At 68.7% G+C, this 4,008-nt stretch carries 6 protein-coding genes and 1 CRISPR repeat array; of the genes, 5 read left to right on the top strand and 1 reads right to left on the bottom strand.

The window, feature by feature from the left end:
- From ACFVUS_RS43715 to ACFVUS_RS43705, 3 genes are all read left to right on the top strand, one after another.
- Window positions 1-350, top strand: a 350-nt coding sequence (locus ACFVUS_RS43715; RefSeq protein ID WP_387781422.1) for a hypothetical protein, incomplete at its 5' end; no start/stop codon positions are given.
- Window positions 347-997 carry a type I-E CRISPR-associated protein Cas6/Cse3/CasE gene (locus ACFVUS_RS43710; protein WP_073798103.1) on the top strand — a complete coding sequence of 217 codons (651 nt, stop codon included), beginning with the start codon at window positions 347-349 and terminating at the stop codon, window positions 995-997. The genes ACFVUS_RS43715 and ACFVUS_RS43710, both read left to right, overlap by 4 nt.
- A gap of 56 nt (window positions 998-1,053) precedes the next feature.
- Window positions 1,054-1,425: a CRISPR-associated endonuclease Cas1 gene (locus tag ACFVUS_RS43705; RefSeq protein ID WP_387781418.1), complete on the top strand. Its 372-nt coding sequence runs from the start codon at window positions 1,054-1,056 to the stop codon at window positions 1,423-1,425.
- Here ACFVUS_RS43705 and ACFVUS_RS43700 read toward each other — a convergent pair.
- A protein-coding gene (locus ACFVUS_RS43700; RefSeq protein ID WP_322869478.1) for an IS5 family transposase occupies window positions 1,409-2,283 on the bottom strand; the annotation gives its coding sequence in 2 pieces (ribosomal slippage) (window positions 1,409-1,936 and window positions 1,939-2,283; 873 coding nt in all). The two genes, ACFVUS_RS43705 and ACFVUS_RS43700, sit on opposite strands and share 17 nt — an antisense overlap.
- 11 nt (window positions 2,284-2,294) lie before the next feature.
- On the opposite strand from ACFVUS_RS43700, the gene cas1e reads away from it, so the two are divergent.
- Both cas1e and cas2e read left to right on the top strand, forming a co-directional pair.
- Window positions 2,295-2,927, top strand: coding sequence for a type I-E CRISPR-associated endonuclease Cas1e (cas1e, locus tag ACFVUS_RS43695; protein ID WP_387781415.1), 633 nt, complete (start codon window positions 2,295-2,297; stop codon window positions 2,925-2,927).
- Between the two features lies 1 nt (window position 2,928).
- A complete protein-coding gene (cas2e, locus tag ACFVUS_RS43690) occupies window positions 2,929-3,252 on the top strand; it encodes a type I-E CRISPR-associated endoribonuclease Cas2e (RefSeq protein WP_073797050.1) in 324 nt (107 codons plus the stop codon).
- 20 nt (window positions 3,253-3,272) lie between these two features.
- A CRISPR array of direct repeats spans window positions 3,273-3,972; the repeat unit is 29 nt; unit sequence GTGCTCCCCGCCGACGCGGGGGTGAACCG.
- Window positions 3,973-4,008: the final 36 nt, after the last annotated feature.

Below are 4,008 nucleotides of genomic sequence, written 5' to 3'. Positions count from 1 at the left end.
CCGTGGCAGACCCCATCGCCGAGCTCCTGACCGAGATTCCGCTGGCAAGCCCGTACACGGACGAGCGGCACGGTCGGCCGATGCCGCCGGCAGCACAGAGCGTGCCGATCACGTTCATCTGGGAGCAGCCGCCCACCGGCAGCCGGGATCCCGTGCCTCTCACCAGCCACGACCATCCGATCAGCTTCGGTGAACATGAGCGTGCCCACACCAAACGCCGTATCTACCGGACGGTGGAACGTCTGCCGGCCAGCCTGCTGGACCACGGCGAGCAGACCGTGCACGAACGGTTGATCGACTACGTCACGCGCCACACGTCACGTACGGAGCCCATGGAGAGCACCGCATGACCATCCACAGTGCCGTCCTCGCCAGGATCCGGCTCAACCTCCACCACCGCGCGGTCAACCGGGACCTGCGCGACGCCACCGAGATGCACCGGACCCTGATGAAGCTTGTCCCCGACGGCTTGGGCGACAGCGCGCGCATGCGCAGCGGACTGCTGTACCGGATCGACGTCAGCGAGAACGCCACCACGCTCCTCGTCCAGGCCTCGTCGGCATTGACGGCAGACCGTCTGCCAGACGGATACGGCGAGTTGGAGGTCAAGGATCTCCGTCCCATGTTCGCCGCCCTTCGCCCCGGGCTGGGCGTCCGATATCGCATCGCCGTCAACCCGGCCAAACGCGCACGCCTGCCGATCGAAGAGAAGAACAAGCGGGGCAGCATCGTCCCCCTCAGCGGACCAGACGCCGACCAGTGGTGGACCCGCCGGGCCGCCGAAGCCGGTCTGCAGCTGAAGTCTCTCCTGCCCACCCCGCTGGACCCGGCCCGCCGGCGCAGCGGCCCTCCGCTGCGCCATAGCCTGGTCCGCTATGACGGAACGGCCACCGTGACCGATCCCGCTGCCCTCACCACCGCCATCCTGTCGGGAATCGGCCGCGGAAAGCCGTACGGCGCCGGCCTCCTCACCCTGGCCCCGGCAACAGCAGCGTGACATCGCCACCCAACGCCGGCCAGGCGCGACGCCGTCTGGCCGCCCCTACACTCGCAATGCTGCCGCGCATCTCAGACTCCTTGTCTTTCCTCTACCTGGACATGGTGCGCGTCGTCCAGGACGACACCGGCGTCTGCGCGCAGATCCGCGTGGACGGGCAGCGGACGGACACCGTCTACATCCCCACGGCAGCCTTGTCCTGCCTCCTGCTCGGACCAGGCGTCTCCATCACCACGCGCGCCATGGCCACTCTGGCCCGCCATGGAACCAGCGTGGTCATGACCGGCGCCGGAGGCGTGCGGACCTACGCGTCCGTCTTGCCCGACTCCCTCTCCACGGCGTGGCTCGAACGGCAGGTCCACGCCTACGCCGACACCGAACGCCGCCTAGGGCCTGTTGCGAAAGTGCTGGTCACAGCCATTCGTTGATGGCTGCGACCAGCACGGTCGCTTCGTAGCGGACGGCGAGTTTGTCGTACCTGGTGGCGACGGCACGGTGGCGCTTGAGGCGGTTGATCCCGCACTCAACCGCGTGCCGCTGCTTGTAGTCCTCCCGGTCGAACACCGGTGGCCGCCCGCCGCGTGAACCGCGGCCCAGCCGGTTGCGGACCCGGTCCGCAGGCACGGGGATCGTGGCCTTGATTCCGCGTCTGCGCAGGTAGGAGCGGTTGGCGCGGGAGTCGTAGGCCTTGTCGGCCCGTACCCGGTCCGGCCGCTTGCGCGGCCTGCCGAGGCCGAGCCGGGGCACCCGGATCGCATCCAGCACGGGCTCGAACTGCGGCGAGTCACCTCGCTGCCCGGCCGTGATCACGACGGACAGGGGCTTTTGGCCCTGCTCGACGGCGAGGTGGATCTTGCTGGTCAGGCCGCCTCGGGACCGTCCGAGGCCGTGGTCGGCCGGCTCGACGAAGACACCACCGGGCGGCTCCTTTTGGAGATCCCCCTTTTCGCCGCCCCGGCGGCGTGCTGGTGGGCTCGGCAGACGGTGGAGTCGACGTTGACCTCCCAGGTGATCAGGCCCTGGGCGTCGGCCTCGGCCTGGAGCCGGGTGAGGATCCGGGCCCAGGTTCCGTCCCGCTGCCAGCGCCGGAACAGGTCGTAGACCCGGTCCCACGGCCCGTAGCGTTCGGGCACGTCACGCCACGGAGCACCGGTCCGGGTCCGCCACCGTATGCCGTCTATCAGCTGGCGTCGCGTCCACACCTGCGGCCGGCCCGGCTTGATGCCCTGCGGCAGCAAAGGCTCAAGCCGGGCCCACTGGCCGTTCGTCAGATCTCCTCGTCCCACGAGACGTGATCATGAACGAACAAGATCCACTTTCGCAACAGACCCTAGCCGTGGCCGTGGACATGTACGAAATGCGCTTCGACGACGATGTCCCAGCCGACGTCACCCTCGACGTGCTCCGCGGCATGGAGGGACACCGCATGAAAACGCTGTACCGCCTCCTGGCCCAGCAGCACGGCATCGGTCGCTTCCGCCGCAACTACCACCCCGACCAGTGGCAGGAACAGGACCCAGTCAACCTGGCCCTCTCCGCCGCCAATACCTGCCTCTACGGCATCGTGCACGCGGCACTCATCGCCCTGGGCTGCTCACCCGCGCTCGGATTCGTCCACACCGGCAAGCAGCACGCCTTCATCTACGACATCGCCGACCTCTACAAAGCCGAGGTCACACTGCCCCTGGCCTTTGCCCTCAACGGCTCAGCCAACCCAGAACAGGACGTCCGCCGCAAGCTCCGTGAGAACCTCCGCCTCGTGCAGCTGCTCCCCCGGATCGTCCGCGACGTACAGGCCCTTCTCAATCCCGACACCACCGACACGGAGCAAGTACGCACTGATCGCCGCAGCGTGGACTTGGTGCACCTATGGGATCCCAAAGCAGGAGTCCAGCCCGCAGGTGTCAACTACGCACGAGAGCAGAGTTGATATGCCCTCCATGGTCGTCATCGCCACCACTGCTGTACCTGACCCCCTCCGCGGTGCCCTCAGCCGCTGGACAACGGAGGTAGTCCCAGGGATCTTCGTCGGCAGCATCTCAGCAAGAGTGCGTGACGAGCTATGGGCACAGGTAACGACTGTCGTCGGGGATGGACACGCGGTCCTCGTCCACCCGGCCCCCACCGAACAGGGCTACGCCCTGCGAACAGCCGGCACCCGCCGACGCATTCCGACAGACTTCGACGGCCTAACCTTGATCAAGATGACAGGAACAACTCAACCCACGCTCGCAAAGAAAGCGCAAAGCGCATAGATGAGCGCAGGTCAGAAAGAGTGCTCCCCGCCGACGCGGGGGTGAACCGCGGATGCGGCTCTACATGCCGAACGGCAAGGTGTGCTCCCCGCCGACGCGGGGGTGAACCGGCGGCGGCTGGATCAGCGTCACCACCTGGAGCGTGCTCCCCGCCGACGCGGGGGTGAACCGGCCGCATCACCGTTCACGGCAGCGGCAGGAACGTGCTCCCCGCCGACGCGGGGGTGAACCGACCGAGGTCGAGAGGCTCAACGACCAGCTCGCGTGCTCCCAGCCGACGCGGGGGTGAACCGCGCTGCTCGCCGAGCACGACTACACGCACCGGGTGCTCCCCGCCGACGCGGGGGTGAACCGGCGCCGCAACAGGGTTGTCTCTGGGCCCAGCCGTGCTCCCCGCCGACGCGGGGGTGAACCGTCCCTTGGCGGTGGATGGAGGCCGACCCCGTTGTGCTCCCCGCCGACGCGGGGGTGAACCGCCGCCGAAGCCGTACCCGCGGTGGTGGCTGAAGTGCTCCCCGCCGACGCGGGGGTGAACCGCGTCGGCGTAGGGCAGGATGCTGCCGGTCTGGGTGCTCCCCGCCGACGCGGGGGTGAACCGTGCCGCAGCGTGTTGGTCCCGAGGTGGATCCCGTGCTCCCCGCCGACGCGGGGGTGAACCGGACCAGGAGGACGCCGAGCGGGTCGCGCAGATGATCTCCCCGCCGACGCGGGGGGGAACCTGCGGCGACCACCCAACACCGTGCTCCCCCCCTGCGC

The organism is Nocardia sp. NPDC058058 (genome assembly GCF_042885355.1).
Taxonomy (GTDB): Bacteria; Actinomycetota; Actinomycetes; order Mycobacteriales; family Mycobacteriaceae; genus Nocardia.
This window is presented reverse-complemented; position numbering and strand designations above follow the sequence as displayed.

Excerpts from the sequence above, each read along its gene's own strand:
- ACFVUS_RS43710 (WP_073798103.1), top strand. The coding sequence starts at position 347 with ATGACCATCCACAGTGCCGTCCTCGCCAGGATCCGGCTCAACCTCCAC.
- ACFVUS_RS43705 (WP_387781418.1), top strand. The coding sequence starts at position 1,054 with ATGCTGCCGCGCATCTCAGACTCCTTGTCTTTCCTCTACCTGGACATG.
- cas1e (WP_387781415.1), top strand. The coding sequence starts at position 2,295 with ATGAACGAACAAGATCCACTTTCGCAACAGACCCTAGCCGTGGCCGTG.
- cas2e (WP_073797050.1), top strand. The coding sequence starts at position 2,929 with ATGCCCTCCATGGTCGTCATCGCCACCACTGCTGTACCTGACCCCCTC.